Genomic DNA, 25,801 nt, shown 5'->3' with positions numbered 1-25,801 from the left:
GCCTATTCCGCGGAGGGGGACGCGGAATAGGGGCGCAGGTCCACGCCCTCGGTGGCGCGATAGGCCCGAGAGCCCATCCCGTGCTCGAGGACCCAGCCGTAGTCGTGGCCGGCGCCGCCCGGGTACACCGCGAGGAACGAGTAGGGCTCGTCGCCCGTGTTGACCGAGCGGTGCGCCCAGCCCGGCGGGATGTAGCCGATCGTGCCGGGCAGCATGTCGAGCCATTCGGTGCGCTCGCCGTCGAACATGAGCAGCCCGCCGCGGCCCTTCAGCGCGAGGTAGATCTCGCCCTGGTGGTTCGGATGCTGGTGGCCCTTGGTCATCCAGAGCTCTCCCGAGGTGTCGCCGGGCATGATCGTGGTGATCGACTGCGGCAGCTCGCGGTCGACCTCGGGCACGGGAGAGCTGACCACGGTGTAGACGACGGGGTTGTCGCCGGCGGCCGCGGCAGCCCAGGCGTCGGCGTCGAGGAAGAGTCCCTCGAGGTCGGACATGCGCCGCGTCAGAGTGGGTCCCTCCGGGGAGAGCGTGAGCTTCTCGGCGTCGAAGGCGATCGCCATCGGCGAGATCGGGGGAGTGTGGAACTGGGGCATCGGTGCTCCTCGTGCGGATGCTGCGGCGCTGCGCAACCTGTAATGACAAGTTGAGTGTACCTGTGATGACAGGTGGCGTCCAGTGCTCGGATGCGCAGGCCGGGGAGCGCGGGTGTGCGCTGCTCCTGGATCGCCCGAACCCGTCGGGCTCGCCATGCGAGTTTCTCCGGAGTCATGGAGCGGAGGCGGCGCGCAGTGCGCGCGCGAGGTGGGCGCGGCCGCCTCTGACGGCCTCGGCTGTCACCTCGTCGGCCCCTGGGTAGTCGGCATGGCCGGCGGGGAGGACGGCGAGTTCGAGCATCCGCGCCGCGTTCGCGACGCCGAACTGTCCGGGCGGCGGCACGTACGGGTCCCACAGTGCCGCCTCCACGCGCACCGGAACGCGGGCGAAGCCGAGGGCTGACGAGGCGTCGAACCAGCGCAGCGCCTCGCGCGCGTCGGGATGCGCGGCGACGTGATCGCGCACGGTCTCCCCGCTGCCGAGGCAGTGAACGGCGAGGCGCTCGTCGTACTGCCCGAAGCTCGGGACGATGAGGGTCGCCCCGATATACCGGTCGTCCCACGGCAGGGCGAACGCTCCGATGCCGCCGCCGAAGCTCTCGCCGACGTAGTAGAGCGGCACGCGTCCGACGAGCGCGGTCAGGGCATCCGCCGCGAGCCAGAGGTCGCGGGCGCAGAGTCCCAGCACGTAGTCGTCGGGGTTCTCGATCCCGGCCAGCACATGCTCGGCCTGGATCTCGGGGGCGCCGATGCCCGTGTTCAGCGTGGGCAGCCCGCGGGCTACGGGGAAGATCGCCGCCGCATCCTCGGGAATACGAGCGAGGTCGATCGCATCCCGCCCGCCGTATCCGTGGCTGTGCACGACGCCCACCCGCGCGGGCGGCGAGACGGGCTCGACGAGCCAGGCACGCAGTCGGATGCCGTCGACTCCGGCGTGCTCGATGATCGACACCCGCCGGCCGTGGATGCTCTCGGTGGACAGCACGGCGGGTGCGGCATCCACCGTCTTCGCCTGTGCGCGCCACGCCTGCCATCGCGCGGTGAAGCCGTCCGGCGCTGGAACCGGTGCGATCTCGCGGAGCGTGGCGAGCGTGTGTCCGTAAGCGGCGTCGAACTCGGCGTCGGGGAACCAGGTGTCGTAGGGAGGGGGGAAGGTCATGACGAGACGACGCTACCGAACGTCCTCCGGATGCCGCGGCTCAGGCGCTCGCGCGCCGCGCACGATACGCCGCCACCGCGTTGCGATTCGTGCAGGTCGTCGAGCAGTAGCGCTTCGACCGGTTGCGGGACAGGTCGAGAGCGAGCGCCTCGCACGTGTCGTCGGCGCAGATCGAGATGCGGGATCCCTCGTCGGTGCGGATGACGTCGATCAGCGCCATCGCGGTCTCGATCAGCACGCGCTCGGCGAGGGGGCGCTCGTCGGCGACGGCGTGCAGGTGCCAGTCCACGCCGTCATGGCGCACGAGTCGCGGCGCGAGAGACGCTTCGGCCAGCGCGGCGTTGACGTGCTCGGCCATCTCGTCTCGTGGCGCGATGAGCATGGAGCGCAGGCGCGGGCGGATCGCACGCAGCGAGGAGAGCTCGGCGTCGTCGCGGTCGAGGCGGCCGGAGTAGGGGAAGTCCGCGAGAAAGGCGTCGTAGTCGGCGAGCGTCTCGAGGGTCTCGGGCTCTTCCGCCGAGTTCACGAGCCGGATGGCTGCGCGGAGCGCCTCTTCCGTGTCATCGGTGAAGTTCATGTTGACACCTTACAACGTGCACGAGTAGCGTCACCTGTCATGAGCAAAGTTGCGAATGACATCTCGATGCGCGGCGTGCGTCTCGGTCTGCCTCTGGCGATCGGCGCGGCCTTCGCGTTCGGGATGTCCGGCGCCTGGGCTCGCGGGCTCATCGATGCAGGGTGGACACCCGGTGCCGCCGTGACCGCGCGTGTCTGGGTCGCCGCACTCGTGCTGCTCGTGCCGACGGTCCTGTCGCTGCGCGGGCGGTGGGGAGTGCTCCGCAAGAACGCCGGGATGGTCGCCGCCTACGGACTGCTCGCCGTCACCGCCACGCAGCTCTGCTACTTCCAGGCCGTCGCCGTGATGGACGTCGGTCTCGCACTGCTCATCGAATACACCGCGCCGATCGCCGTCATCCTCTGGCTGTGGCTCCGCCGGGGCGAGCGGCCGAGTCGGCGCAGCGTGATCGGCGCGGCCATCGCCTTCGTCGGACTCGTGCTGATGCTCGACATCATCACCGGCGCCGAGGTCGATGTCGCCGGCATCCTCTGGGCACTCGCCGCGATGGTGGGTGCGGCGACGTACTTCCTGCTCTCGGCCAAGGCCGACACCGGACTGCCTCCGATCGCGCTCGCCGGGGGTGGGCTGCTGCTCGGCGCGATCGCGCTGACGGTCGCCGGACTCGCCGGCATCCTGCCCATCGCCTGGACGACCGACGACATCACCTATCGCTTCGGCGCCGTGCCGTGGTTCGTGCCGGTGCTCGCGATCGGCCTGGTCGCGACGGCACTCGCCTATGTGCTCGGCATCGCGTCGACGCGGATGCTCGGCTCCCGCCTCGCATCCTTCGTCGCGCTCTCCGAGGTGGTCGCCGCGCTGCTCTTCGGCTGGCTGCTGCTCGGACAGCTGCCCGATCTGCTGCAGGCCCTCGGCGGGGCGCTGGTGCTGGTCGGCGTCGTCGTGGTGAAGCTCGGCGAGCCGCGTCCCGCCGAGTTCGTCGAGCCGGTGCCGGATGCCGTGGAGCGGCCGCAGCGGTAGCGCAATGTATACGCGAAGCACCAGATGACCGCGCCCCTGATCATCGAAACGTATTTGTGTATACACTGAGGGCATGAGCTCCGTCGCCGATCGCATCACCGCCGGCGATCGAGCCCACGCCGCGCTGCTCGAGGAGATCCAGTCCGGCGCCCTCCCCGCGGGGTTCGTGCTCGGCGAGGTCGAGCAGGCCGCCCGCCTCGGCATCAGCCGCACCCCGATGCGCGAAGCGCTGCGCCGCCTCGCCGCCGACGGCCTCGTCGTGCAGCAGTCGCCGCGAGTGACGGTGGTCGCCGACCTGGATGCGGACGACATCCGCGCGCTGTTCGAGATCCGCCGCGCGCTCGAAGAGACCTCCGCCCGACTCGCGGCCCAGCGGGGTGACGCCGCCCTCTTCGCCGCCCTCGCCGACGAGTTCGCGCACGTCGACCTCACCGCCGTCGAGGGCCGCGACGCGTACTACGCCCTGATCGCCCGCTTCGATGCCGCTCTCGACGGTGCGGTCGACAACGACTACATCGCCTCGGCCCTGCGCACCGTGCGCACCCACCTCGTGCGAGTCCGCCGCATGGCCCGCGACAAGCCGGCCCGCCTCGCAGCCTCAGCCGCCGAGCACCGAACGATCGCGCAGGCCCTCGCCGCCCGAGACGGTGACCTCGCCGCCCACGCCACGCACGTGCATCTGCACAATGCGCTGACCGGCATCCTCGACTCCCTGACCGCCAACCCAGAAGGTGTGAAATGACCGTCACCCACCACGTCCGCGTCCACCGCAGCGATGAGAACCTCGCCCGCGAAGACCAGCTCGCCTGGAAGATCGCCGAGGTCGCCGCCGACCCGGTCGAGGTCGAGCAGGACGTCACCGACATGATCATCAACCGCATCATCGACAACGCGTCGGTGGCCGCGGCATCGCTCACCCGCGGGCCCATCAACGCGGCTCGCACCCAGGCGTTCAGCCACCCCGTCTCGACCGGCGGCATCGGCGCCACGGTCTTCGGCGCGGCGCTCGACCACCGCACCAGCCCCGAGTGGGCGGCGTGGGCCAACGGCGTGGCCGTGCGCGAGCTCGACTATCACGACACGTTCCTCGCGGCCGAGTACTCGCACCCGGGCGACAACATCCCGCCGATCCTCGCCGTCGCCCAGCACGTGCAGGCCGACGGCCGCGCGCTGCTGCGCGGCATCGCCACCGGCTACGAGATCCAGATGGACCTCGTGCGCGCGATCTGCCTGCACAAGCACAAGATCGACCACGTCGCGCACCTCGGCCCGTCGGCCGCCGCCGGCATCGGCACTCTGCTCGGGCTCGACGTCGAGACGATCTACCAGGCCGTCGGTCAGGGCCTGCACACCACCACCGCCACGCGTCAGAGCCGCAAGGGCGAGATCTCGACCTGGAAGGCGCACGCCCCGGCCTTCGCCGGCAAGCTCGCCGTCGAGGCGGTCGACCGGGCGATGCGCGGTCAGACGAGTCCCGCGCCGATCTACGAGGGCGAAGACGGCGTGATCGCCTGGATGCTCGACGGCAAGGACGCCGCCTACGAGGTGCCGCTTCCTGCCGCGGGCGAGGCGAAGCGCGCGATCCTCGACTCGTACACGAAGGAGCACTCGGCCGAGTACCAGGCGCAGGCGTGGATCGACCTCGCCCGCAAGCTCGGCACCGAGAATCCGGCGCTGCGCGACCCCGCCAACATCGAGGCCATCGTGCTGCACACCAGCCACCACACGCACTATGTGATCGGCTCGGGTGCGAACGACCCGCAGAAGTACGACCCCACTGCATCCCGCGAGACGCTCGACCACTCGATCCCGTACATCTTCGCGGTCGCGCTGCAGGACGGCGGCTGGCACCACGTCGATTCGTACACCCCCGAGCGGGCCGGTCGCGCAGACACGGTCGCCCTGTGGCACAAGATCACCACGGCCGAGGATGCCGAGTGGACCCGCCGCTACCACTCCGAAGACCCCGACGTGAAGGCGTTCGGCGGTCGCGTCGAGTTCCGCCTCACCGACGGCACGACCGTGGTCGATGAGATCGCCGTCGCGGACGCGCACCCGCTGGGCGCTCGTCCGTTCGCCCGTGAGAACTACATCGCGAAGTTCCGCCTGCTGGCCGAGCCCGTGCTCGAGCCCGCGGAGATCGAGCGGTTCCTCGAGCTCGTGCAGCGTCTGCCCGAGCTCACGGCCGCGGAGGTCGGCGAGCTGTCGATCATCGCGAAGCCCGGCCTGCTCGAGGGCGCCGATGCCCCGAAGGGCCTGTTCTGATGCTGTATTCGCACGTCACCCCGGCCGAGAAGCGCCGTCTGTTCCGCGAACGGCTCGCGAGTGGCGAGCTGCTGCGCTTCCCCGGCGCGTTCAATCCGCTGAGCGCCCGACTGATCGAGCAGAAGGGCTTCGACGGGGTCTACATCTCGGGTGCGGTGCTCTCTGCCGACCTCGGGGTGCCCGACATCGGCCTCACCACGCTGACCGAGGTCGCCGGTCGGGCCAAGCAGATCGCGCGGATGACCGACATCCCCGCGATCGTCGACGCCGACACCGGCTTCGGCGAGCCGATGAACGTCGCCCGCACGATCCAGGAGCTCGAGGATGCAGGCCTCGCCGGCACGCACATCGAAGACCAGATCAACCCGAAGCGTTGCGGCCACCTCGACGGCAAGAGCGTCGTCGACGAGAGCACGGCGATCCGTCGCATCCGCGCCGCCGCCGACGCTCGACGCGACCCGAACTTCCTCATCATGGCGCGCACCGACATCCGCGCGGTCGAGGGACTGGAGTCCGCGATCGATCGTGCGAAGGCGCTGGTGGATGCCGGGGCGGATGCCGTCTTCCCCGAGGCGATGCGAACCCTCGGCGAGTTCGAGGCGATGGCGAATGCGCTCGACGTGCCGATCCTCGCCAACATGACCGAATTCGGCAAGAGCGATCTGTTCTCGGTCGACCAGTTGCGGGATGCCGGTGTGAACATGGTCATCTGGCCGGTGTCGCTGCTGCGCATCGCGATGGGCGCGGCGGGCGGTGCGCTCGATACGCTGAACGAGGAGGGGCACCTCACCTCGAAGCTCGGTGAGATGCAGCACCGTGCCGATCTCTACGACCTGATCGACTACGAGTCCTACAAGCAGTTCGACTCCGGCGTCGCAGGCTTCACCGTCACGAAGGAGCGAGCATGACCGAGCCGGACATCAAGAAGGGCCTTGCCGGGGTCGTCGTCGACACGACCGCGATCTCGAAGGTCAACCCCGAGACGAACAGCCTGCTCTACCGCGGATATCCCGTGCAGGAGCTGGCGGCGACCCAGCCTTTCGAGGCGGTGGCCTACCTGCTGTGGCACGGCGAGTTGCCGACGGCCGACGAGCTGGCCGCTTTCCGCGCGGAGGAGCGCCTCCATCGCGCTCTGACCGACAGCGTGAAGACGGCGATCGACCTGGTTCCGCTCGACGCGCATCCGATGGACGAGGTGCGCACGGCGGTCAGCCTGATCGGTGCCTCCGACACGAACGCGGGCGGATCGGTGCTCGATGCCGGCGGCAGCCCGGAGGAGAACCTCGAGCGCAGCATCCGTCTGTTCGCCGCTCTCCCCGCGATCGTCGCGTACGGTCAGCGCCGCCGCCGGGGGCAGGAGACGATCGCACCGCGCGACGACCTCGACTACTCGGCGAACTTCCTCTGGATGACGTTCGGCGAGGAGCCCGATCCGGTGGTCGTCGACGCGTTCAACCGCTCGATGATCCTGTATGCCGAGCACTCGTTCAACGCCTCGACGTTCACGGCCCGCGTGATCACCTCCACCCTCAGCGACCTCTACTCGGCGGTGGTCGGGGCGATCGGCGCGCTCAAGGGGCCGCTGCACGGCGGCGCCAATGAGGCTGTGCTGCACATCTTCGACGAGATCGGCGAGGCCTCGAACGTCGTGCCGTGGCTCGACAAGGCGCTGGCCGAGAAGCGCAAGATCATGGGCTTCGGGCACCGCGTCTACAAGAGCGGCGACTCGCGGGTGCCGACGATGAAGGCGGCGCTCGACACCCTGGTCGAGCACTACGACAAGGCCGAGGTGGCAGAGCTGTACGACGCTCTCGAGTCGGAGTTCGTGGCGCGCAAGGGCATCTACCCGAACCTCGACTACCCGTCGGGTCCTGCCTACAACCTCATCGGCTTCGACACCCTCACCTTCACGCCGCTGTTCGTCGCGGCGCGGGTCACAGGGTGGACGGCGCACATCATCGAACAGGCCGGTGCGAACGCTCTGATCCGCCCGCTGTCGTTCTACGACGGCGTCGACGAACGCCACATCGAGAACTGATCGGCGCACCGGCCCGGGTCGACGAACCCGGGTCGGTCGCCGGATCGCATGCCGCACTCCGCGGCGCGACGTCAGCTCGCGCGCGGGAGGGTGCCCAGCTCCGTGCCGGACGCGTCCTTGATCACGAGGACGTCGCCGTCGATCTCGACCGCACGCACGCCCCGCATCCAGCCGTCCACTCCGGGGCACGCCTTCAGCGTCGAGGCGAATCGGGCGAGATCGACACGGTCGCCGTTCACCGAGTAGGTCGTCGTGATGCCGTTGCAGCCGTCACTGCCGTGCACCTCGCCGTCGGCGGTGAACTCGAGGTGCGGCTGACCGGAGGCATCCTCTCCCCACAGCCCGACGAGCTTCTCGACGACGGCGCTGTCTTCGCCGTTCGGGTCGGCGCTCGACGTCGGCGCACTGCTGGGGCCGCCGGTCGCGCAGGCTGCGCCCATCACGGCGAAGGCTCCCAGGATCGCGAGGCCGACGAGGGTGCGTGCTCTGCGGTGGGTGCTCATGGTGGCCATGGTAACCGTGTCGTCTGCGAACGCAATCCGTTGTGCGGCGGGCGGTCGTCCTGCCGTATCGCAAACGAGAGGGCCAGGTCAAGAGGCGAAATTCTGGTAAACAATTTCCCCATTCTGTGGATTTACTGGGTACTCTGCATGAGATCCCTGTTCGTCCTGACGGACTGGATCGTGCTGATCGGGGGGCCAGCGTCTCATTTCACGCCCTACCCGGGAAGCGGCGGTTCCGTGCTCGACGAGCACTGCCGACTATGAAACTGACTGACGATCCGTGACCAGCAAGGACATACATCACATGAAGCACAGAGTGACAGGTCGACGCCCGCTGGCGTTGACCGCCGCCGCCACGATCGCCCTCTCGGGGCTCTTCCTCGGAGCGCCTGTGGCGTTCGCGGACGACTCCGCAGAAGCACCCGGACAGGACGCTCCTGCCCAGGTGCTGAACACGAAGGCGGACCTGGCCGAGGCCGACACCGACATGGTCGCGCTCGGTCAGACCGCAGGTGGCGAGAACGTCGTCGTCGTCACCGCCGACACCGGCAAGAGCGACGCCGAGATCACGCAGATCGCGAGCGACAACGGCGTCACCGACGCATCCGTCGTCAAGGTCGACACCGCACTCTCGTCCTTCGCCGAGGGCGACATCGTCGGCGGTCAGGGCTACCTCTCGGTGAGCCCCGATCTCGAGAGCTTCGTCGCCGACGAGCCCGGGAGCAACGCCTGGTCGTGCTCCATCGGCTTCGCGGCCTTCACGCCCACCGGCGACCCGGCGCTCCTGAGTGCCGGACACTGCGCGTTCGATGAAGACGGCGAGCCGCTCCGCGACACCACGCTGACCGTTCCCAGCAGCGAAGACGCAGCCGGTGGCACCCGGACCGCGCTGCCGGCCACGATCGACCTGCTCGGTACGTTCGGCTTCGCTCAGTTCGGCGGCGGCGACGGCGGCCTCGGTTCGAAGGGCGACACCACCGCAACGGACATCTCGACCATCGACATCAACGAGGCCGCAGGCTGGAACCCGGTACCGGCGGTCACCGACTGGACCGCTGCCGGCGACTCGCTGAGCTCGCTCGCCGACAGCGTCATCGAGATCAAGTCCGTCGCGGCACCGACGCTCGGCGAGGTCTCGAAGAGCGGTCGCACGACCGGCTTCACCACCGGCGTCGTCGCCAGCGACGACATCCTCGACGGATGGGCCAACATCGACGGTCACTGGGTGCAGGGCTTCTCGAGCAACACGCTCGCAGGCCCCGGAGACTCCGGTGGATCGGTCATCCAGGGCAACGCGGCCGTCGGCCTCATCAGCGGTGGCACGGAAGCGACCGAGACCCAGGAGCAGTTCACCTGGGCGGCATCGCTTGTGACCGCCCTGCCGAAGACGGGTGGCTACCAGGTCGCTCTCGACCTCGACGCACCGGTCGTCACCAGCCCGACCGATGGCGCCGAGGTGCAGCCCGGAACGGCCATCACCGGAACCGCTCCCGGCGCGGAGAAGGTCACGGTCAGCGGCTTCGGCGCAGACCAGACCGTCCGCGTCGTCGACGGCGCGTTCTCGGTGGTCGGCCCGGTCGAGCTCGGCGAGCAGACCATCTCGGTCCGTGCCCGCACCGGCTTCAGCTCCTCCGAGACCGTCACGCTCGACGTGAAGGTCGTGCCGGCCCCGCTGGTCGCGCCGGTCATCACCTCGCCCGCCGACGGATCGACCGTCAACGAGACGGTCACCGCGATCAGCGGCACCGGCCTGCCGACCACCGCCATCACGGTGACCGACGCCCAGACCGATGACGTGCTCGGCACGACCGAGGTCGCCGCAGACGGTTCCTGGACCGTCGACGGACTCACCCTCGAGTACGGCTCGCACAGCGTCGTCGTGACGCAGACCCGCACGATCGACGGCGAAGACGAGGTCTCGCCTGAGGCCACCTCGGCATTCTCGGTCATCCCCGTCTCGCCGGCCGTGACCTCGGTCGCGAACGGCGCGGAGTTCGCCCACAACGACGGTCCTTCCGGACTCGCCGGCTCGGGCATCGACGGAGCGACCGTGACGGTGAAGCTCACCGGCGCCGAACCGATCACGGCGAACACGGCGGCCCTCGCGGGCGCCTTCGCCGCGGCGAGCGGCACGTTCACGGCCACTGTCGAGGACGGCGCCTGGAGCGTCGACTTCGGTGCGGCTCTCGAGTCGGGCACCTACACGGTCTCGGCCACGCAGGCCATCGACGGCGTCTCGTCGGCTCCGACCGACCTGGCGTTCGCTGTTCTCGCCGCACCGGTCGCCGGCGGTGGCGGAGCCGCTCCCGCTCCCGGTGAGGGTGGCGCAGCCGCCCCGGGTGACGGCGGTCTCGCCGCGACCGGTTCCGACATGCTCGTCCCGCTGACGGCCGGAGCCATCGCGCTCGCCCTGCTCTCGGGCGGACTGCTGCTGGTCGTGCGTCGTCGCCAGCAGATCCAGAGCTGATCGCCTGATCACGATCTGACGGAGTGACCGGCCTCGGCCGTGAACCCCATCGCTGAGAAGCCCGGTATCGATCGATACCGGGCTTCTTCGCGTCTGCGGGGTGCTTCGTGGTGCAGGCGCGGGATGCCGGACACGCAGAAGGCCCGACATCGGAATCCGATGCCGGGCCCTCTCCTGTCGAGCCGAACCTCAGGCGAGCTCGATCACCGACCATGACAGCGGCGGCAGCGTCGCACGCACCGACCCGTCGACGACCTCGGCGGCGCCGAGCGGCACCATGTGCACGGCATCCTGCGTGGTCTCGAGGTTCGCGGTGCGACGGTCGCCGCCCTCGGGGATCGTCAGCGTCTCGGCGTTCACGACGCGGAGGCCGGTCAGGCCGCGCAGCTCGACGGTCAGGTCGCTCTCTTCGGTCAGCGAGCGGTTCGCGACGAAGACCACGACTCGTCCGGTCTCCTCGTCCCACGTGGCCGCGGCATCGACCGAGTCGACTCCGCCGTAGCGCTTCGTCTCGATCTGCGGAGCCGACACCGCGAGGCGCAGGATGCGGCCCTTGGCGAGACGGGCCATGCGCTCGAAGGGCCAGAAGCTCGTCTGACGCCAGGCCGGACCGTTCTCCTCCGAGCGGATCGGCGCGATCACGTTCACGAGCTGCGCCTGGTTCGCGATCTTCACGCGATCGCCATGACGCAGCAGGCTGTTGAGCAGCGTGCCCACGACGACGGCATCCGTCACGTTGTAGGTGTCCTCGATCAGGCGCGGGTGCTTCTTCCACCCGGCCTTCGCGATCTCGACCGACTCGACGTCGTTGAACTTCACCTGGTCCCACACGTTCCACTCGTCGAACGAGATGTCGACCTGCTTCGTGTGCTTGCCCGCCGCCTTCACCGCATCGATCGTCGCGATGACGCCGTCGATGAACGCATCCATGTCGACCGACTCCGCGAGGAACGACTCGGCGTCGCCGTCATGCTCCTGGTAATACGCGTGCATCGAGATGAAGTCGACCTCGTCGTACGCGTGAGTGAGCACCGTGTGCTCCCAGGTGCCGAACGTCGGCATCGACCGGCCGGACGAGCCGACGGCGACGAGCTCGATCGTCGGGTCGACGAGCTTCATGGCCTTGGCCGACTCCTGCGCCAGCCGCCCGTACTCCGTCGCGGTCTTGCCGCCGATCTGCCAGGGGCCGTCGAGCTCGTTGCCCAGGCACCACAGCTTGATGTCGAAGGGCTGCTCGGCACCGTTCTTGCGGCGAAGGTCCGACCAGTACGTGCCGCCCGGATGGTTGGCGTACTCCACGAGCGACCTGGCCTCCTCGACACCCCGGGTTCCGAGGTTGATGGCCTCCATGACCTCGACATCGGCATCCTTCGCCCAGTCCATGAACTCGTGCAGGCCGAAGGCGTTGGTCTCGATCGTGTGCCAGGCGCCGTCGATGCGCACCGGGCGGTCTTCGACCGGGCCCACCCCGTCTTCCCAGCGGTAGCCCGAGACGAAGTTGCCTCCCGGGTATCGGACCACGGTCGGACCCATCTCCTTGACCAGGGCGAGGACGTCCTGACGGAAGCCGCGCTCGTCGGCCTGCGGGTGCCCCGGTTCGTAGATGCCGGTGTACACGCAGCGCCCCATGTGCTCGACGAACGACCCGAAGAGCCTCCGGGGGACGTCGGCGATGGTGAAGTCGCGATCGATGGTGATGCGGGCCTGAGACATTGCTCTCCTTGTTTCTGGCTCTCGAGCCGGGTGGGGGACTACTGACCGCCGAAGCCGCTGGTCGCGACGCCCTTGACGATCTGCTTCTGGAAGATGATGAACACGATGATCAGCGGCAGCGCCGCGAGCACGGCCTGAGCCATGACCTGGGCGTACTGCACGCCGTAGGCGCTGATCACCGTCTGGAGGCCGACCGGCAGCGTCATCAGCGTGGTGTCGTTGATGACGAGGAACGGCCAGAGGAAGTTGTTCCAGGCGCCGATGAACACGAAGATCGCGACGGATGCCAGGATCGGGCGCGACAGCGGCAGCACGATCGACCAGAAGATGCGCAGTCGGCTGGCGCCGTCGACCCGGGCGGCGTCTTCGAGCTCGATCGGGATCGCGTCGAAGAAGCGCTTCAGGATGAACACCATGGCCGGCGCAACGACCTGCGGCAGGATCAGACCCCAGTAGGTGTCGATCATGTTGAACGCGAGCATCTCGTAGAACAGCGGGATGATGAGCACCTGCGGCGGCACGACGATCGAGGCGATGATGGCGACGAACAGCCACTTGCGACCGGTGAAGTCGAGCCGGGAGAAGGCGTAGGCGGCCAATGCCGAGATCGTGAGCGTGATCAGGGTCACGGCGATCGACGTCCACAGGCTGTTGAACGCCCAGGTGTAGACGTTGCCCTGCGACAGGATCGCGGTGAACGCCTCGATCGTCGGGCCCGAGGCGCCGATCCAGGACGGGTCGCCGCTGGCGGCATCCGTCTCGGTCTTGAACGCCGTCGCGATCGCCCAGAGGAAGGGCAGCAGCCAACCGACCGCCAGGACGATGAGGACGACGAGTGCGCTGATGCGCAGCACGCCGAACGGCTTCTCGCCCGGCAGGTGCGGGCGACGGGCCCGCGCGGGCTTGGTCGTCGTGATGGTCTCGGTGAGAGTGGCGGTGGACATCACAGCTGCGACTCCTTCCGGCGGCGCGTGATCAGAGCCTGCGCGACGCCGATGATGACGATGAGGGCGAAGAACACATAGGAGATCGCGGCCGAGTAGCCGAATCGGTAACTGACGAAGCCGGCTTCGTAGATGTACTGGACGATCGAGCGGGTCGTGTCACTCGCGACACCGCCGAGCATCTGGTACGCCTGATCGAAGAGCTTGAGCGACGCCAGGATCTGCAGGATCAGGATCAGCACGGTCGCCGGTCCCAGCTGCGGAAGAGTGATCGACCAGAACTGGCGCCACGGCCCGGCGCCATCGAGCGATGCGGCCTCGTACTGCTGCGGCGGGATGTTCTGCATCGCCGCGAGGTACAGCAGGAAGTTGAATCCGACCGTCCACCAGACGGTGGCGATCACGATCGACAGCATGTTGGTGTCGGGATTCTGAAGCCAGGCGAGCGGCTCGAGACCGAAGAACTCGAGGATGTTGTTCGCGGCACCGATCTGCGGGTTGAAGATCCACACCCAGATCTGCGAGATCACGGTCGAGGCGAGCAGATACGGCATGAAGAACGACAATCGCCACAGCCACTGACCCGGGATGCCGCGGTCGACGAGAGCCGCCATCAGCAGAGCGATCACAACGAGCGGCACAGTGGACAGCAGGGTGAACCACACCGTGTTGCCCATCGACTGCCACATCTTCGGATCCGTCAGCGCCTCGGCGTAGTTCGCGAATCCGATGAAGGAGCCGCCGGCGCCCGTGAGCGATTGGTCGGTGAAGCTGAGGATGATGCCGTGCACGATCGGCCAGGCGAGGAACAGCACGAACGCGAGCAGGAACGGAGCGAGGAACGCCCAGCTGATGAGCTGCTCGCGGTTGCGGGAGCCGGCGCGACGGATCGGGATGGCGGCCTTGGAGCCGGTGACGATGGTGCGCGTGGAGTCGGTTGCCGTGGTCATGATGCGAACGTCCCCTCGGGGTCTGCCGGGTTGGGCTGACGGAGCAGGGTGTTCACCCGTGCCTCGAACCGGTCGATCGCCGCCGCGGGGTCATCGCCCGACAGCAGGACGCCCTGCACCGCGGCGCCGAACTCGCCCTGGAAGTTGGAGCCCGATCCGGTGAACCACGCGGTGGGGTCGTACACGACGTGCTGCGCGGCCTCGGCGTAGTGGGCCTGGGGGACGAGATCGGCGTACTCGGGGGACTCGGTGACCGGCAGGAAGGCGGGGATGTGCCCGGCCTCGGCCCAGCCGAACGAGCCCTTGAGCATGTCGGCGACGAACTGGTACGTCAGGTCGCGCTTCTTCTCGTCGGCGTCGGTCTGATGCGGCAGCACGAACGAGTGCGAGTCGGCGTAGACCGCCGGGGTGCCGTAGAGCGTGGGGATCATGGTCGCATCGAACGGGATCTCCGCGTTCTGCATGGTGCGGAGCTCCCAGACGCCGGTGAACAGCATGCCGCTCTTGCCGGTCGCGAACTCGGCGACGGCGCTGCCGTAGTCGGCCTGGGCGAGGGCGATCTCGCCGTCGAGCAGGGTGCGCATGAGCGAGAGGGACTCGACCGCGGCATCCTTGTCGATCACGGCCTTGCCGCCGGCGGGCAGCTCCATCGCACCGCCGTGCTGCGAGTAGAAGGTGTAGAAGAGGCGCCACATCTGCGCGCCGTCGCCGAGATATCCGTACGACAGCGCGTGGCCGTCGGCTTTGCCGCCGATCGTGCGCAGCTGCTCGACGAACTCCTCGGGAGACGACGTCTCTGCGAGGCGACCGTCGCTGTCGAGCACTCCGGCGGCATCGCAGATGTCGGTGTTGAACATCGCGACGAACGGATGCGCGTCGAGCGCGACGCTGTACATGTTCTCGCCGACGAAGCCCTTCTCCCAGATGGGCTTCGGGAACGTCGATGCGTCGACGCCGAGGTCTGCCAGTCGGTCGAGATCCCACGGGTCGAGCAGACCGCCGGGGGCCCAGCCGACCGTTCGGGTGGCGTGCATGATCGCGACGTCGGGGGCGCGGCCACCGGCGCCCGCCATCGCGAGCTTCGTGTAGTACGGGGTGCCCCAGGCGAGCACGGTGGGGCGGATGCGGTACGCGTTCTGCGCCGCGTTCGCGGTGTCGAGCAGTTGCGACATGGTGACGCCGTCGCCACCCGAGAGCAGATGCCAGAACTGGAGGGTCGTGGTGTTCGAGCCCGGGACTGTTCCGGGGGCGCAGCCGGCGAGCAGCGCCGCGGCGGCCGTGACGGAGGCGGCAGTCAGGAACTGCCGTCTGGACATATCGAGCGGGGGCGTCATCGTCACTCCTTCGTGACAGCGGGCGGGGTCGGGGTACATCATTACATCGATGTAATCAGCGGCGCAAGAGTGAGCCGATGCTTCCGAGCCGCGTCAGGGGCGGTAGCCGCGCGGGGTGCCCCGAGTGCTGTCGCGCTCGAGCAGATGATGCGAGAGGGTGAGCGCGCGCGGGGGAGCGGAGCGGTCGTCCATGCGCGACTCGAGCAGCGTGAGGGCCGCGTCGGCGAACGCGCGACGATCGAAGGCGATCGTCGTGAGCGAGGGCGACGTGTACCGCGAGAACTCGACATCGTCGAAGCCCGTCACGATCACATCGTCCGGCACGCTCACGCCGTGATCGTGCAGCGCGTGCAGCGCTCCGAGCGCGAGCGAGTCGGTGAAGGCGATGATCGCGTCGAATGCCACACCCCGCCGGAACAGCGTGGCGACGCCATCCGCCCCACCCGTCATCGACCACGGCATCGGGTTGATCTCGAGAGCGGTGTCGCGCGGGATGCCGACCTCTCGCAGCGCGTCGTGCACGCCCTCGAGTCGCAGGCGACCTGTGGCGGTCGCGACCGCCGCGTCGTCATCGGCGCCGATCACCGCGATGCGGGTCGCCCCGCGAGACAGCACATGCCGGGTCACGTCAGCGGCGGCGCGGCGACTGTCGATGCGCACGTGATCGGCCCTGTTCTGCTCGACCTCGCCGAGCACGACGAGCGGGGGCAGCCGGTCGGCGTACTTCAGCACGCTGTCCTCGAGGCGGATGGGGTTCAGGATCAGCCCGTCGACCAGGTGCGCGCGAGCGCGCGAGACGAGCTCCCGCTCGCGTTCGGGATCGGTCGCGGTCTCCTCGATCTGCACCGCCAGGCCCCGATCGTGCGCAGCGTCGACGATGCGATGCATCAGCTCGGCCGAGAACGCGGTGGCGAGGTCGGGCAGGGCCACGGCGATGATGCCCGAGCGGCCCTTGCGGAGCCCGCGGGCGTTGAGGTTGGGCACGAAGTCGAGCTCCACCATCGCCGACTCGACCCTGAGCCTCGTCTCCTCGCGAACGGCGACCGTGCCGGTGACGACGTTCGAGACCGTCTTGGGTGAGACGCCGGCAAGTGCGGCGACGTCCTTCATCGTCGCGCGCGGCGGCGGCATCGCAGTCATCCGGTCAGCCTATCCATGCGCGTGCCGAGCGCGGTGCCTCTCCGATGGCGGGCGAGGCTGCCGTGGCTACTATGGCCCGATGACCATCGAACGCAACTGGGCCGGCAACCTCACCTATCGCGCATCCGCGATCGAGCACCCGAGCTCGATCGATGAGCTGCAGGGATTGCTCGCCCGGGGCGGGGCCGTGCGCATCCTCGGGTCGCGGCACTGCTTCAACGACATCGCCGACACCGACGGGGTGCTCATCGCGCTCGACCGGCTGCCCGTCGTGTTCGAGGTCGCCGACGCCCGTGACGCCGTGCGCGTGTCGGGCGGGCTGCGCTACGGGGACCTCGCCCCGCTGCTCGATGCCGAGGGGCTCGCGCTCGCGAACCTCGCCTCGCTGCCGCACATCTCGATCGCGGGAGCCGTCGCGACCGGAACGCACGGCTCGGGCGACGCGACGGGATCGCTGGCCTCCGCCGTGCGCGCGCTGACGATCATCACACCGGCAGGGGAGATCCGCTCGCTCGCTCGCGGAGACGACGACTTCGACGGCGCAGTCGTCAGCCTCGGCGCACTCGGAGCGGTCGTCGACGTGACGCTCGATGTCGAGCCCGCCTACGAGGTCGCCCAGCACGTGTTCGAGCATCCGTCGTGGGATGCGATCCTCGCCGACTTCGACGAGGTGACGAGCATCGGAACGAGCGTCAGCATCTTCTCGCGGTGGGAGCACACCGACGTCGCCGACCAGATCTGGGTCAAGCAGCGACAGCCCGAGGCGCGCGAGAACACCCGCGCCGATCTCTTCGACCGACTCGGAGCGGAGCCTGCGACAGCGAAGCGGCATCCGATCATCGGCGTCGACCCGGTGGCCTGCACCGAGCAGCTCGGAGTGCCGGGGCCGTGGTTCGAGCGTCTCGCGCACTTCAAGCTTGAGTTCACGCCGTCGGCGGGCGCCGAGATCCAGAGCGAGTACCTGGTGCCCCGCGCCGATGCGGTCGCCGCGATCCAGGCGGTCCGCACCCTCGCCGGCCAGATCGCGCCGCTGCTGCTCGTGAACGAGATCCGCACGGTCGCCCCCGACTACCTCTGGCTGAGCTCATCGCAGGGTACGGATGCCGTCGGCATCCACTTCACCTGGAAGCCCGACGAGGCGGCCGTTCGCGAGTTCCTGCCGACGCTCGAAGCGGCACTGCCCGAGACCGCCCGCCCGCACTGGGGAAAGGTGTTCACGCTCGATGCCGCCGAGGTGCGCTCTCGCTACTCGCGCTGGGATGACTTCGCCGACCTCGCGGCGCGGTTCGACCCCGAGCGCCGACTGGTGAACCCGTACCTGGAGCGCCTGGGCCTCTAGCGCCTGCCGCTGCCGCGGGATCCATTGCACCACCGGGGTTGTTCTCGGTAACATTCTCCGAGGCTCGGCCGACGGAGGTGTGCATGGCGAACGTCGGTTCAGACAAGCCCAACATCCGTCAGGTGGCGACCATCGCGGGCGTCTCGCACATGACGGTCTCGCGTGTTCTCAACGATCACCCGAACATCAAGCCCGACACGAAACGCCGCGTGCTCGAGGCGATCGAGGAGCTCGACTACCGCCCGAACCTCGTCGCGCGGGCTCTCGCCACGCAGCGCACCCGCCGGATCGGCGTGATCGTCGAGAGCGCGGTGGCGCACGGTCCGACCAGCATCCTGCGAGCCGTGGAGCTCTCCGCACGTGCCACCGGATACTCCGTCACGCCGATCGCTCTGCACGAGGGCGACCCGCTGTCTCCGCAGGAGGCGGTCGACAATCTCGTGACCCAGGGAGTCGATGCGCTCTGCGTCATCGCGCCCCGCTCGTCGTCCGTGGCGGCGCTGCGCCGCATCGCCATCACCGTGCCGATGCTGGTCGTCAAGGCAGACGCCGACCCGACGTTCCTCACCGTGTCGATCGACCAGCATGCGGGCACGACATCCGTGGTCGACCACCTCGTCGCACTCGGCCACCGCGACATCCTGCACCTCTCGGGTCCGCTCGACTGGCTCGACGCGAGGGCGCGGGAGCGGGCCTTCCATTCGCGGGCCAAGTCGTGGGGCATCCGCGAACGGCCCATCGTCGTCGGCGACTGGTCGGCCGACTTCGCCTACGACTTCGCGAAGGGGCTCACGCGGCTGCCCGACTACACGGCGATCTTCGCCGCGAACGACGACATGGCGATGGGGCTGATCCACGGCCTGCACGACCGGGGCTTCGAGGTGCCGCGGGATCTCAGCGTGGTCGGCTTCGACGACATCCCGCTGGCGCGGCACTTCATCCCGCCGCTCACGACGGTGCGCCAGGACTTCGGGGCGCTGGGCGTCGCGGTGGTCGAGATGCTGCGCGCGGCGATCGAAGGGCGGGACATCCCCACGCTCACCCGAATCCCGACCGAGCTCGTCGCCCGCGGCTCGTCGGCCGCACCTCGGGAGGTGCGATGACCTCCGACAGTGGTCCCGCGCCGGTCGTGCGGCTTGCGGGCATCACGGTCGAGTTCCCCGGCGTGCGCGCGCTCGACGACGTCGACTTCCGGCTGTTCCCCGGCGAGGTGCATGCCGTCATGGGCGAGAACGCCGCCGGCAAGTCCACCCTGGTCGCGGTGATCACCGGCACCCTCGCGCCGGAGGAGGGCACGGTCCTCGTCGACGGCGAGCCCCGTCGGTTCTCGGGGGTCGCCGACAGTCGAGCGGCGGGGATCGCGACGGTGTTCCAGGAGACCCAGCTGAGCCCGAATCTCAGCGTCGCGGAGAACGTGATGCTCGGGCGGGAGCGCCGAGGACGGTTCGGCATCGACTGGCGGAGGACGAGAGCGGATGCCGCGGAGGCGCTGGCCAGACTCGGGCTCGACGGCCTCGATCCGAAGACGCCGCTCTCGCTGCTCACGCCTGCGCAGAAGCAGCTGGTCGCACTCGCGCGCGCGGTCGTCGACGAGCCGAGGGTGCTCGTCCTCGATGAGCCCACCTCCAGCCTCGACGTCGCCGAGGTCGCGACCCTGATGCGCGTCATCCGCGGTCTGCGGCAGCGGGGGGTCGCGATCCTGTTCATCTCGCACTTCCTCGAGCAGGCGTTCGCGATCAGCGACCGCATGACCGTGCTGCGCAACGGGCGGCGCGTGGGGGAGTATGCGACGCGAGACCTCGACCGGGCCGACCTGATCTCGAAGATGCTCGGCAAGGACATCGACAGCCTCCGAGCGCTCGGCTCTGAGCGCAAGGCCCACCACTACGCGTACGACGGAGAGCCCGCGATGCAGGCGTCCGGTGTGGGGCGACGCGGTGAGCTCGAGCAGATGGATGTCGAGATCCAACGCGGAGAGATCGTGGGCCTCGCGGGGCTGCGGGGTTCCGGGCGCACCGAGCTCGCGTCGCTGCTCAGCGGTTCGGCGCGGGCCGACAGCGGCGAGCTCTGGGTCGACGGCGAACGGGTGCAGCTGCGGAGCCCGTCGGCGGCGCTGCGACACCGGATCGCGCTGTCGGCCGAGAACCGGGGGACGCAGGGCATCATCGGCGAGCTCACGGCGCGCGAGAACATCATCCTGTCGCTGCAGGCGCTGCGCGGGTGGACTCGTCCGCTCTCGCACGCGGAGTCGCGGGGACTCGTCGAGACGTACGTCGAGGCCCTGCATCTGGATCCCGCCGACCTCGACCGCCCGGTCGGCCTGCTCTCGGGCGGAACCCAGCAGAAGGTGCTGCTGGCCCGTGCGCTGGCGGTGCGTCCGCACGTGCTGATCCTCGACGAGCCCACTCGGGGGATCGACATCGCGGCGAAGATCGATGTCCAGAGACGCATCAGCCAGCTCGCCGGTGACGGAGTGGCCGTGGTCTTCATCTCGTCCGAACTCGAAGAGGTGGTGCGGCTGAGCGATCGCATCATCGTGCTGAAGGACCGCGAGAAGATCGGCGAGCTCAGCAACGGTCCCGGTGTCACGGTCGACACCGTGGTCGAGATGATCGCCGCTGAGCTCAGTCACAGCGTCGAGCTGTGATCGGTAACAAGATCTTTCCCTTCATGCATCGTTGATTTTCGTTCGACCTCTTGTGTTCCAGAAATTGTTCCCGGTAACATCACCGCAGGACATGCGATGCAGGTGTCCTGCAATCACGATCGGACCATGACTGGTCCACCACCGCCGGAGTGACCACCGGCATCTCAACGAGGAGAAGAAATGTCCGCGAAGAAGCGCATTCGCATCGCGTTCGGCCTGGCAGCAGTCGGCGCACTCACCATCGGCCTTGCGGCCTGCTCGACCGGCGACTCGGGCGACGGGGGTGGCGACGGCGACGACGTCACCACGGTCGGCTTCGTGGCCGTCGGTCCCGAGGGCGCATGGCGCGAGGCCAACGAGCAGAACATCCAGGACACCTTCACGGAGGAAGCCGGATACGACCTCAAGTACGCACCCGCCACCAACCTCGACCAGAAGTCGCAGATCGACGCGTTCACGTCGTTCGTCGACGAGGGCGTCGATGTGATCCTGCTCTCGGCCACCGAGGCCTCGGGCTGGGAGGACTCGCTCAAGCGCGCACAGGAGGCGGAGATCCCCGTCATCCTGCTCGACCGCGGCATCGAGCCCGACGACGACAGCCTGTACGTCACCCGCATCGCTCCCGACAACGTCGAGGTCGCGAAGGAGGTCGGCACCTGGGCTGCGGCGACGTTCCCCGACGGAGGCAACTACGTCGTGCTCGAGGGCCCGGCCGGCGTCGGCGTCGTGAACGAGCGCAACACCGGCTTCGACGAGGGCCTCGGCGACTCGTCGCTCACCAAGCTCGACGCGCAGACGGCGAACTGGTCGGCGGAAGAGGGCAAGAGCGTCTTCGAGACGATGCTCAAGTCCTCGAACAACGACATCCAGCTCGTGTTCGCACAGAACGACGAGATGGGTCTCGGCGCTGCGCAGGCCGCTGAGGAAGCCGGCCTGGTGGTGGGCGAGGACGTCAAGATCGCCACGATCGACGGCACGAAGAACGCCATGCAGGCGCTCGCCGACGGCCAGCTCAGCTACGTGCACGAGTACAACCCGCTCTTCGGCGAGACGGCCCTCGAGGTCGTCGAGAAGGCTCTCGCGGGTGAGGACGTCGACTCGTACATCGTCGTCCCCAGCGAGGCGTTCGATTCCGCAGAGGCGGCACAGGCCGTGCTCGCCGACCGCAAGTACTGACCCCGCCGCCGGAGCGATCAGCCAGTGAGCCCGGGCGGTGCCGCCACAGCCGCACCGCCCGGGCTCTTCCGGAGGAGGAGACACCGATGAACGAAGCACTGCCCATCGTCGAGATGCGTGGGATCTCGATCGAGTTCCCTGGCGTGAAAGCCCTCGACAAGGTCGATTTCCGGCTGTTCCAGGGCGAGGTCCACGCGCTCATGGGCGAGAACGGCGCGGGCAAGTCGACCCTGATCAAAGCCCTGACCGGCGTCTACCGGATCGACTCCGGGTCGATCGTCGTCGCCGGGCAGGAGCGCAGCTTCGGCGGCGCCGGCGACGCGCAGGATGCCGGGATCTCGACGGTGTACCAGGAGGTCAACCTCGCCCCCAACCTCTCGATCGGCGAGAACGTGATGCTCGGTCATGAGACGCGAGGTGTGTTCGGCATCAACTGGACGGCCACCCACCGTGCTGCGACCGACGCCCTCTCCCGACTCGGCCTGGGGCACCTCGACACCCGCCGGCCGCTCTCGACCCTCTCGATCGCGCTGCAGCAGCTCGTCGCCATCAGCCGCGCGATGGCGATCAAGGCCAAGGTGCTCATCCTCGACGAGCCGACCTCCAGCCTCGACGCCGCCGAGGTCGAAGGCCTCTTCACCGTGATCCGGGCACTGCGAGACCAGGGGGTCGCGATCCTCTTCGTCTCGCACTTCCTCGATCAGGTCTACGCGATCAGCGACCGCCTGACGGTGCTGCGCAACGGACTGTACGAGGGTGAGTACCTCACCCGGGACCTCGACCGCCACGCTCTCATCTCGAAGATGATCGGCAAGGACCTCGATGCGCTCAAGTCGCTCGGAGGCAACCGCCGCCGCGCGCCACGCGAGGCCGATGAGAAGCCGCTGCTCGCGGCATCCGGAATCGCACGCCGCGGAGCGGTCGAGGCGACCGACCTCGACATCCGCCCCGGCGAGGTCATCGGGTTCGCCGGGCTGCTCGGCTCCGGGCGCACCGAGCTCGCCCGACTGCTCTACGGCGCCGACCGCACCGACGAAGGCACGATCGAGCTGCATGGACGCCGGGTCGACCTCAAGTCGCCCGCCGATGCGCTGCCTCGTCGGATCGCCTTCTCGACCGAGAACCGCCGCGACGAGGGGATCATCGGAGACCTGACCGTGCGCGAGAACATCATCCTCGCCGTGCAGGCGGAGCGCGGATGGGCGCGTCCCATGAGCCGCAAGGAACAGGATGCGATCGTCGACCGCTACATCGCGCAGTTCAACGTCCGTCCGGCCGACCCCGACCGGATGATCAAGAACCTCTCCGGCGGCAACCAGCAGAAGGTGCTGCTCGGCCGCTGGCTCGCCACGCAGCCCGAGCTGCTGATCCTCGATGAGCCGACCCGCGGCATCGACGTGGGTGCGAAGGCCGAGATCCAGGAGGCGGTGGCCGAGCTCGCCGAAGACGGCGTCGCCGTGGTGTTCATCTCTTCCGAGCTCGAAGAGGTCGTGCGCCTCTCCGAGCGGATCGTCGTGCTGAAGGACCACCGGAAGATCGGCGAGATCCAGAACGGACCGGACGTCACCGCGCAGGTGATCGTCGATGTGATCGCCGCTCACGGAGTCGAGGCCGCTGCCGAGACGCTCGACGACACCGACGGCGCCGTGCCCGATAGCATCGCCCCCACGACCGACAAGGAGGCAGCGCGATGACCGCGTCAGCCGGCACCACCATCTGGCGGGACCTGATCCACAAGCCGTTCTTCTGGGGCATCGTCGCGATCTTCGCGCTGCTCGCCCTGAACGTGATCAAGGACCCGACGTACCTCGCGCTCTCGATCAACCCCAACAACGGCAACCTCGTCGGCAACCTCATCGACATCCTGCGCCAGGCGGCGCCGATCATGATGATCGCGATCGGGATGTCGCTCGTGATCGCCACCGGTGGCATCGACCTCTCGGTCGGATCTCTGATGGCCGTCGCCGGAGCGGTCTCGATGGAGTTCCTCAGCGCCGCAGGCGACTCCTTCGGCGCAGCGCTCGCCGCGGTAGGACTCGCGCTGGTCATCACCGGCATCCTGGGGGCGGTCAACGGCGTCCTCGTCGCCTATGTCGGCCTGCAGCCCTTCATCGCCACGCTCGTGCTCATGCTCGCCGGCCGAGGCATCGCCAAGGTGATCACCGGCGGGCAGAACACGACGGCATCCAACGATGCGTTCCGGTGGATCGCGAACGGCTTCGTGATCGGCATCCCCGTGGTGTTCATCCTCGCGGTGCTGATCGTGATCGCCGTCGGCTGGGTGGTCAGGCGCAGCGCGCTGGGCCTCATGATCGAGGCGATCGGCATCAACCCCCGGGCCAGCCGCATGGCGGGTATCAAGCCGAAGGGACTGCTGCTCACGGCCTACATCATGAGCGGCATCCTCGCCGGGATCGCGGGCATCATGTCGGTCGGCAGCGTCATGACCGTCGACATCTCCCGCACCGGCTACCAGCTCGAGCTCGACGCGATCCTCGCGGTCGTCATCGGCGGCGCATCGCTGGCGGGTGGCAAGTTCTCACTCAGCGGCGCCTTCGTCGGCGCGTTGCTCATCGCGACCCTCGACAAGACCGTGCTGTATCTCGGCGTCTCGTCGTCGGCGACCCCGGCGTTCAAGGCCATCGTGATCGTCGTGCTGTGTCTGCTGCAGTCGCAGCGCGTGCGCAGCTGGTTCCGGACGCGACGCAGAGCCCGCCCGGTCGAACAGATCATCGCGAAAGAAGAGGTGTCCGCATGAGCGTCATGACCGCCCCTCCGGCCCCTCAGGCGACGGAGAGCGTCGCCGACCGTCTGCGACGCATGATCACGGCGAACCCCTCGGTGCTGCCGACGATCGCCTCGGTGGTCATCTTCGTCGGCATGGTGATCTTCGGCGAGGTGGCCTACGGCCGCATCCTGCAGTTCAACACGCTGTCGAACCTGCTCATCAACAATGCGCACCTCATCGTGCTCGCGGTAGCGCTGACCTTCGTGATCCTCACGGGCGGCATCGACCTCTCGGTGGGATCGATCATCGCGGTCTCGTCGGTCGCCGGTGTGATGCTCTCGAACGCCGGCTGGAACGCCTTCGCCGTGATCGTCGCGATGATCGGCATCGGCGTGCTCTTCGGCATCGTCTCGGGAGTGCTGATCCGGTACTTCGACGTGCAGCCGTTCATCGCGACACTGGCGATGATGTTCCTCGGCCGGGGCCTCGCCTCGCTGCTCAGCACCAAGCCCGAGCGGCTGGGTGAGGAGTCGCCGATCCGCTGGATCGGCACCCAGCTGAAGATCATCGACGGCCCGAAGGTCAACGACCTCGTGATCACCCCCGCAGTGCTCATCGCGGTGATCGTCGTGGCCGCCGCGTTCTTCGTTCTGCACCGCACACGCACCGGCCGCACCGTGTACGCGATCGGAGGATCGGAGAGCTCGGCGCTGCTCATGGGTCTGCCCGTGCAGCGCACCAAGGTGCTCGTCTACGTGATCAGCGGCGGTCTCGCCGGTCTCGCGGCGGTGCTCTACACCGCACGACTCGGCACCGCTCAGAACATCACCGGCATCGGGTGGGAGCTCGACGCGATCGCCGCGGCAGTGATCGGCGGCACCGTGTTGACAGGGGCTTACGGATACGTGCTCGGCTCGGTCGTCGGTGCGCTGGTGCTCGGTTTGATGAACGTGCTCATCACGCGTGACGGAGGCATCCCGCCCGAGATGACGACGATCATCACGGGCGGCATCCTGCTCGTGTTCGTGCTGCTGCAGCGGGCGGTGACACGCAAACGGGAGTAGCTTCCGCTCCATCGCCTGAATGGCCCCATCTCGCACCGAGGTGGGGCCATTCGCATGTCTGAGCACCCTGAAGGTCCCATCTCGGAACACCGGTATTTGAGCTGCGGATGTCGGTGACGTCCTCATATGAAGACGTAACGTTGT

At 68.4% G+C, this 25,801-nt stretch carries 22 protein-coding genes; 13 read left to right on the top strand and 9 right to left on the bottom strand.

Annotated features, from left to right (window positions below; all coding sequences use genetic code 11):
• Positions 1-2 precede the first annotated feature (2 nt).
• From ACIPV5_RS00325 to ACIPV5_RS00315, 3 genes are all read right to left on the bottom strand, one after another.
• Positions 3-593, bottom strand: coding sequence for a glucose-6-phosphate isomerase family protein (locus tag ACIPV5_RS00325; protein ID WP_053097935.1), 591 nt, complete (start codon positions 591-593; stop codon positions 3-5).
• Between the two features lie 172 nt (positions 594-765).
• Positions 766-1,752, bottom strand: a complete 987-nt coding sequence (locus ACIPV5_RS00320; protein ID WP_400338843.1) for an acetylxylan esterase — start codon at positions 1,750-1,752, stop codon at positions 766-768.
• 40 nt (positions 1,753-1,792) lie between these two features.
• On the bottom strand, positions 1,793-2,329 hold the full coding sequence (locus ACIPV5_RS00315) for a CGNR zinc finger domain-containing protein (protein WP_053097930.1): 537 nt from the start codon (positions 2,327-2,329) through the stop codon (positions 1,793-1,795).
• Positions 2,330-2,368: 39 nt separating this feature from the next.
• Between ACIPV5_RS00315 and ACIPV5_RS00310 the strand changes: the two genes are divergently transcribed.
• The 5 genes from ACIPV5_RS00310 to ACIPV5_RS00290 all read left to right on the top strand — a co-directional run bounded on the left by ACIPV5_RS00310 (position 2,369) and on the right by ACIPV5_RS00290 (position 7,652).
• Positions 2,369-3,349, top strand: coding sequence for an EamA family transporter (locus ACIPV5_RS00310; protein WP_400338840.1), 981 nt, complete (start codon positions 2,369-2,371; stop codon positions 3,347-3,349).
• Between the two features lie 73 nt (positions 3,350-3,422).
• On the top strand, positions 3,423-4,091 hold the full coding sequence (locus ACIPV5_RS00305; RefSeq protein WP_056280558.1) for a GntR family transcriptional regulator: 669 nt from the start codon (positions 3,423-3,425) through the stop codon (positions 4,089-4,091).
• On the top strand, positions 4,088-5,614 hold the full coding sequence (locus ACIPV5_RS00300) for an MmgE/PrpD family protein (RefSeq protein WP_400338837.1): 1,527 nt from the start codon (positions 4,088-4,090) through the stop codon (positions 5,612-5,614). The genes ACIPV5_RS00305 and ACIPV5_RS00300 overlap by 4 nt, the downstream gene beginning before the upstream one ends.
• Positions 5,614-6,522, top strand: coding sequence for a methylisocitrate lyase (prpB, locus tag ACIPV5_RS00295; protein ID WP_400338835.1), 909 nt, complete (start codon positions 5,614-5,616; stop codon positions 6,520-6,522). Before ACIPV5_RS00300 ends, prpB begins: the two co-directional genes overlap by 1 nt.
• On the top strand, positions 6,519-7,652 hold the full coding sequence (locus ACIPV5_RS00290; RefSeq protein ID WP_053097920.1) for a bifunctional 2-methylcitrate synthase/citrate synthase: 1,134 nt from the start codon (positions 6,519-6,521) through the stop codon (positions 7,650-7,652). Before prpB ends, ACIPV5_RS00290 begins: the two co-directional genes overlap by 4 nt.
• Positions 7,653-7,723: 71 nt before the next feature.
• Here the strand turns inward: ACIPV5_RS00290 and ACIPV5_RS00285 are convergent, their stop codons facing one another.
• Positions 7,724-8,155 carry an META domain-containing protein gene (locus tag ACIPV5_RS00285; RefSeq protein ID WP_162253870.1) on the bottom strand — a complete coding sequence of 144 codons (432 nt, stop codon included), beginning with the start codon at positions 8,153-8,155 and terminating at the stop codon, positions 7,724-7,726.
• Between the two features lie 304 nt (positions 8,156-8,459).
• Between ACIPV5_RS00285 and ACIPV5_RS00280 the strand changes: the two genes are divergently transcribed.
• Entirely contained in the window at positions 8,460-10,622 is a 2,163-nt protein-coding gene (locus tag ACIPV5_RS00280) for an LPXTG cell wall anchor domain-containing protein (RefSeq protein WP_400338830.1), read from the top strand.
• A gap of 189 nt (positions 10,623-10,811) precedes the next feature.
• Here the strand turns inward: ACIPV5_RS00280 and ACIPV5_RS00275 are convergent, their stop codons facing one another.
• The 5 genes from ACIPV5_RS00275 to ACIPV5_RS00255 all read right to left on the bottom strand — a co-directional run bounded on the left by ACIPV5_RS00275 (position 10,812) and on the right by ACIPV5_RS00255 (position 16,703).
• Complete coding sequence (locus ACIPV5_RS00275; protein ID WP_187250672.1) at positions 10,812-12,335, bottom strand: alpha-N-arabinofuranosidase; 1,524 nt, start codon at positions 12,333-12,335, stop codon at positions 10,812-10,814.
• A gap of 38 nt (positions 12,336-12,373) precedes the next feature.
• A complete protein-coding gene (locus ACIPV5_RS00270) occupies positions 12,374-13,279 on the bottom strand; it encodes a carbohydrate ABC transporter permease (RefSeq protein ID WP_053097912.1) in 906 nt (301 codons plus the stop codon).
• Positions 13,279-14,229: a carbohydrate ABC transporter permease gene (locus ACIPV5_RS00265; RefSeq protein WP_053097910.1), complete on the bottom strand. Its 951-nt coding sequence runs from the start codon at positions 14,227-14,229 to the stop codon at positions 13,279-13,281. The genes ACIPV5_RS00270 and ACIPV5_RS00265 overlap by 1 nt, the downstream gene beginning before the upstream one ends.
• Entirely contained in the window at positions 14,226-15,563 is a 1,338-nt protein-coding gene (locus ACIPV5_RS00260; RefSeq protein ID WP_056280572.1) for an extracellular solute-binding protein, read from the bottom strand. The genes ACIPV5_RS00265 and ACIPV5_RS00260 overlap by 4 nt, the downstream gene beginning before the upstream one ends.
• A gap of 93 nt (positions 15,564-15,656) precedes the next feature.
• Positions 15,657-16,703, bottom strand: a complete 1,047-nt coding sequence (locus tag ACIPV5_RS00255) for a LacI family DNA-binding transcriptional regulator (RefSeq protein ID WP_056280575.1) — start codon at positions 16,701-16,703, stop codon at positions 15,657-15,659.
• Positions 16,704-16,782: 79 nt separating this feature from the next.
• Here ACIPV5_RS00255 and ACIPV5_RS00250 point away from each other — a divergent pair, with 79 nt between their 5' ends.
• The 7 genes from ACIPV5_RS00250 to ACIPV5_RS00220 all read left to right on the top strand — a co-directional run bounded on the left by ACIPV5_RS00250 (position 16,783) and on the right by ACIPV5_RS00220 (position 25,657).
• A complete protein-coding gene (locus ACIPV5_RS00250; RefSeq protein ID WP_187250674.1) occupies positions 16,783-18,042 on the top strand; it encodes a D-arabinono-1,4-lactone oxidase in 1,260 nt (419 codons plus the stop codon).
• An 83-nt stretch (positions 18,043-18,125) separates the two neighbouring features.
• On the top strand, positions 18,126-19,145 hold the full coding sequence (locus tag ACIPV5_RS00245; protein ID WP_053097905.1) for a LacI family DNA-binding transcriptional regulator: 1,020 nt from the start codon (positions 18,126-18,128) through the stop codon (positions 19,143-19,145).
• Positions 19,142-20,689 carry a sugar ABC transporter ATP-binding protein gene (locus ACIPV5_RS00240; protein WP_372984112.1) on the top strand — a complete coding sequence of 516 codons (1,548 nt, stop codon included), beginning with the start codon at positions 19,142-19,144 and terminating at the stop codon, positions 20,687-20,689. Before ACIPV5_RS00245 ends, ACIPV5_RS00240 begins: the two co-directional genes overlap by 4 nt.
• A gap of 180 nt (positions 20,690-20,869) precedes the next feature.
• Positions 20,870-21,865: a substrate-binding domain-containing protein gene (locus ACIPV5_RS00235; protein ID WP_053097901.1), complete on the top strand. Its 996-nt coding sequence runs from the start codon at positions 20,870-20,872 to the stop codon at positions 21,863-21,865.
• Between the two features lie 86 nt (positions 21,866-21,951).
• Positions 21,952-23,559, top strand: a complete 1,608-nt coding sequence (locus ACIPV5_RS00230) for a sugar ABC transporter ATP-binding protein (RefSeq protein ID WP_053097899.1) — start codon at positions 21,952-21,954, stop codon at positions 23,557-23,559.
• Complete coding sequence (locus tag ACIPV5_RS00225) at positions 23,556-24,623, top strand: ABC transporter permease (protein ID WP_053097897.1); 1,068 nt, start codon at positions 23,556-23,558, stop codon at positions 24,621-24,623. Before ACIPV5_RS00230 ends, ACIPV5_RS00225 begins: the two co-directional genes overlap by 4 nt.
• Positions 24,620-25,657 (top strand): ABC transporter permease, encoded by a 1,038-nt coding sequence (locus tag ACIPV5_RS00220; protein ID WP_072591968.1) that lies wholly within the window; start codon positions 24,620-24,622, stop codon positions 25,655-25,657. Before ACIPV5_RS00225 ends, ACIPV5_RS00220 begins: the two co-directional genes overlap by 4 nt.
• Positions 25,658-25,801 lie beyond the last annotated feature (144 nt).

Origin of the sequence: Microbacterium sp. NPDC090014, assembly GCF_044748285.1 — a bacterium.
In the GTDB taxonomy this organism is placed as follows: domain Bacteria; phylum Actinomycetota; class Actinomycetes; order Actinomycetales; family Microbacteriaceae; genus Microbacterium.
Note: the sequence above shows the minus strand (reverse complement) of the source record. Positions and strands in the feature narration are given on the sequence as shown.

Coding starts and splice junctions, on each gene's coding strand:
- ACIPV5_RS00325 (WP_053097935.1), bottom strand. CDS start 593: ATGCCCCAGTTCCACACTCCCCCGATCTCGCCGATGGCGATCGCCTTC.
- ACIPV5_RS00320 (WP_400338843.1), bottom strand. CDS start 1,752: ATGACCTTCCCCCCTCCCTACGACACCTGGTTCCCCGACGCCGAGTTC.
- ACIPV5_RS00315 (WP_053097930.1), bottom strand. CDS start 2,329: ATGAACTTCACCGATGACACGGAAGAGGCGCTCCGCGCAGCCATCCGG.
- ACIPV5_RS00310 (WP_400338840.1), top strand. CDS start 2,369: ATGAGCAAAGTTGCGAATGACATCTCGATGCGCGGCGTGCGTCTCGGT.
- ACIPV5_RS00305 (WP_056280558.1), top strand. CDS start 3,423: ATGAGCTCCGTCGCCGATCGCATCACCGCCGGCGATCGAGCCCACGCC.
- ACIPV5_RS00300 (WP_400338837.1), top strand. CDS start 4,088: ATGACCGTCACCCACCACGTCCGCGTCCACCGCAGCGATGAGAACCTC.
- prpB (WP_400338835.1), top strand. CDS start 5,614: ATGCTGTATTCGCACGTCACCCCGGCCGAGAAGCGCCGTCTGTTCCGC.
- ACIPV5_RS00290 (WP_053097920.1), top strand. CDS start 6,519: ATGACCGAGCCGGACATCAAGAAGGGCCTTGCCGGGGTCGTCGTCGAC.
- ACIPV5_RS00285 (WP_162253870.1), bottom strand. CDS start 8,155: ATGAGCACCCACCGCAGAGCACGCACCCTCGTCGGCCTCGCGATCCTG.
- ACIPV5_RS00280 (WP_400338830.1), top strand. CDS start 8,460: ATGAAGCACAGAGTGACAGGTCGACGCCCGCTGGCGTTGACCGCCGCC.
- ACIPV5_RS00275 (WP_187250672.1), bottom strand. CDS start 12,335: ATGTCTCAGGCCCGCATCACCATCGATCGCGACTTCACCATCGCCGAC.
- ACIPV5_RS00270 (WP_053097912.1), bottom strand. CDS start 13,279: ATGTCCACCGCCACTCTCACCGAGACCATCACGACGACCAAGCCCGCG.
- ACIPV5_RS00265 (WP_053097910.1), bottom strand. CDS start 14,229: ATGACCACGGCAACCGACTCCACGCGCACCATCGTCACCGGCTCCAAG.
- ACIPV5_RS00260 (WP_056280572.1), bottom strand. CDS start 15,563: ATGACGCCCCCGCTCGATATGTCCAGACGGCAGTTCCTGACTGCCGCC.
- ACIPV5_RS00255 (WP_056280575.1), bottom strand. CDS start 16,703: ATGACTGCGATGCCGCCGCCGCGCGCGACGATGAAGGACGTCGCCGCA.
- ACIPV5_RS00250 (WP_187250674.1), top strand. CDS start 16,783: ATGACCATCGAACGCAACTGGGCCGGCAACCTCACCTATCGCGCATCC.
- ACIPV5_RS00245 (WP_053097905.1), top strand. CDS start 18,126: ATGGCGAACGTCGGTTCAGACAAGCCCAACATCCGTCAGGTGGCGACC.
- ACIPV5_RS00240 (WP_372984112.1), top strand. CDS start 19,142: ATGACCTCCGACAGTGGTCCCGCGCCGGTCGTGCGGCTTGCGGGCATC.
- ACIPV5_RS00235 (WP_053097901.1), top strand. CDS start 20,870: ATGTCCGCGAAGAAGCGCATTCGCATCGCGTTCGGCCTGGCAGCAGTC.
- ACIPV5_RS00230 (WP_053097899.1), top strand. CDS start 21,952: ATGAACGAAGCACTGCCCATCGTCGAGATGCGTGGGATCTCGATCGAG.
- ACIPV5_RS00225 (WP_053097897.1), top strand. CDS start 23,556: ATGACCGCGTCAGCCGGCACCACCATCTGGCGGGACCTGATCCACAAG.
- ACIPV5_RS00220 (WP_072591968.1), top strand. CDS start 24,620: ATGAGCGTCATGACCGCCCCTCCGGCCCCTCAGGCGACGGAGAGCGTC.